The organism is Allobosea sp. 01N443 (assembly GCF_056399325.1).
This window is the reverse complement of sequence record NZ_JBFTRC010000367.1, coordinates 1-1,913: the sequence shown is the minus strand read 5'-3', so window position 1 is coordinate 1,913 and position 1,913 is coordinate 1. Positions and strand designations below refer to the sequence as shown.

General features: G+C 61.8%; 3 protein-coding genes and 1 pseudogene. 1 reads left to right on the top strand and 3 read right to left on the bottom strand.

Annotated features, from left to right (window positions below):
• On the bottom strand, positions 1–299 hold a 299-nt coding region (locus AC1DRP_RS36375; RefSeq protein WP_476771113.1), incomplete at its 3' end, for an ABC transporter permease subunit.
• Positions 300–509: 210 nt separating this feature from the next.
• Between AC1DRP_RS36375 and AC1DRP_RS36370 the strand changes: the two genes are divergently transcribed.
• Positions 510–1,199 carry a TetR/AcrR family transcriptional regulator gene (locus tag AC1DRP_RS36370; protein ID WP_476771112.1) on the top strand — a complete coding sequence of 230 codons (690 nt, stop codon included), beginning with the start codon at positions 510–512 and terminating at the stop codon, positions 1,197–1,199.
• Positions 1,200–1,217: 18 nt separating this feature from the next.
• On the opposite strand, the gene AC1DRP_RS36365 is transcribed toward AC1DRP_RS36370, so the two are convergent.
• The gene (locus tag AC1DRP_RS36365; protein ID WP_441489912.1) at positions 1,218–1,661 is read right to left on the bottom strand and encodes a type II 3-dehydroquinate dehydratase; all 444 of its coding nucleotides are present in this window, start codon (positions 1,659–1,661) and stop codon (positions 1,218–1,220) included.
• A gap of 108 nt (positions 1,662–1,769) precedes the next feature.
• A pseudogene (locus AC1DRP_RS36360) lies at positions 1,770–1,913 on the bottom strand (transporter substrate-binding domain-containing protein); the annotation flags it as partial.

Below are 1,913 nucleotides of genomic sequence, written 5' to 3'. Positions count from 1 at the left end.
TTGATGCCCAGCGCGATAATGGCCGTCGGCGTCGGGTCGAGCCGCACGCCCAGGAGCGGCAATGCGAAATAGATGAAATAGATCTGCACCAGGAAGGGCGTGTTCCGGATCAGCTCGACGAAAGCCATCACCAGCCAGCGCACCTGTTTGATCCGCGAGTCGCGCAGCACAACACCGCCGATGCCGATGACGATGGCCAGCACCATGCCGCCGAGCGCCAGGAACAGCGTTCCCAGACAGGCGGTCAGAAGGCTCGGCAACCCATCCAGTACAGGCGTGAAATCAAGCTTGTAGTTCATGGCGCTTCCCTGAGCGGCCGACCTTCTGAGTGGGTCGATCCGGTTCCCGTCTTTGGCGGTAGCGCCTCTGGGTGGGCGCCTTGAGTATGAGCGATCGTTCGGCTTGCGCGATCGCCTGTCGATGTTAAATGTACGAAACGGTTCAATTGGTCAAGTCAATTGAACTGAACGGTTCATTTACAGCCGCACAGTCGGCGCCGGGGTCTGTCCATGCTTGGAAGCCGCAAGACGAATGAGATGCCGGCCTCGCCGGCGCGGCCGGCTGGCACGCGAAAATCCGCGAGCTGGACCCAGGACCCCGACGGCGTTCGCCGCAATATCCTGGCGGTCGCGCGTGACGAGTTCGTCGAGAATGGGCTGAGTGGTGCGAGGGTCGACGAGATCGCGGCGAAGACCTCCACCAGCAAGCGGATGATCTACTATTATTTCGGCGACAAGGAGGGACTCTACCGGGCCGTGCTCGAGGAGGCCTATGCCCGGATCCGCAATTTCGAGCGCAGCCTCGATCTGGCTGCCCTGCCCCCGCGCGAAGCGATCGTGTCGCTGACGGGTTTCACCTTCGACTATCACGCCGACAATCCGGATTTCGTCCRCCTCGTCATGGTCGAGAACATCCACCATGCCCGGCATCTCCAGAGCTCTCCCAAGATCGCGGATCTCAACCTCTCGGTCATCGACATGATCGGCGAGGTCTATGAGCGCGGACTGCGCGAGGGAGTGTTTCGGGAGGGTCTCGACCCGATCGACATCCATCTGACGATCAGCGCGCTGAGTTTCTACAATGTCTCCAACCGGGCCAGCATCCAGCAGGTCTTCGGGCACGACATGGGGGCGCCGGAAGCCCGCGAGCGCCGACGGCTCAGCGCGATCGAGACCGTGCTTCGCATGCTCTGCCGCTGACCGCATGGCGCGCAGGGATCAGCTGGGCCCGACCAGGCCGGCCATGGCCTGGATCGCCAGTTCGTAACCGGCTGCGCCGAAGCCGATCAGGATGCCGGTCGCCGTCCGGGAGATCAGCGAATTGTGGTAGATGCTCTCTCGGGCATGCACGTTGGAAATGTGCAGCTCGATCTTCGGACCGTCGAACATCTTGAGGGCATCGAGCAACGCGATTGAGGTGAAGGTGTAGCCGGCCGGATTGATGATGATCCCGCACGCCTCGATGCGGGCCTGATGCACGCTCTCCACCAGCTCGCCCTCGAAATTCGTCTGGCGGAAGTCGATCTCGAAACCCAGCGTCCCGGCTTTCTCGATACAGCGCTGTCGAACCTCATCGAGCGTGGTCGTTCCGTAGATCGCGGGTTCGCGCTGGCCGAGCAGATTGAGATTGGGGCCGTTGAGGACGTAGATGCGATTGCTCATGTCGATATCCTTGGCGCCTCGTCGCGCATGCGCGGCAAGGCGCGTGCAGGCCGGAGTCAACGCGGCCGGCCTGCAGGCAAAATCTGAAGGAGCGAGCGAGCAGCGCGCTCAGCTTGCGGAGAAGGAGATGCCTTCGAGGCTGTCGGGGAACTTGTGGACGGGAACCTTCATCCACTTGTCGTAGACTTTCTGGAGCTCGCCATTGGCCCTGATCTTGTCGATGAAGGCGTTGAGGGCGGCGTTGATCTCCTT

Coding starts and splice junctions, on each gene's coding strand:
- AC1DRP_RS36365 (WP_441489912.1), bottom strand. CDS start 1,661: ATGAGCAATCGCATCTACGTCCTCAACGGCCCCAATCTCAATCTGCTC.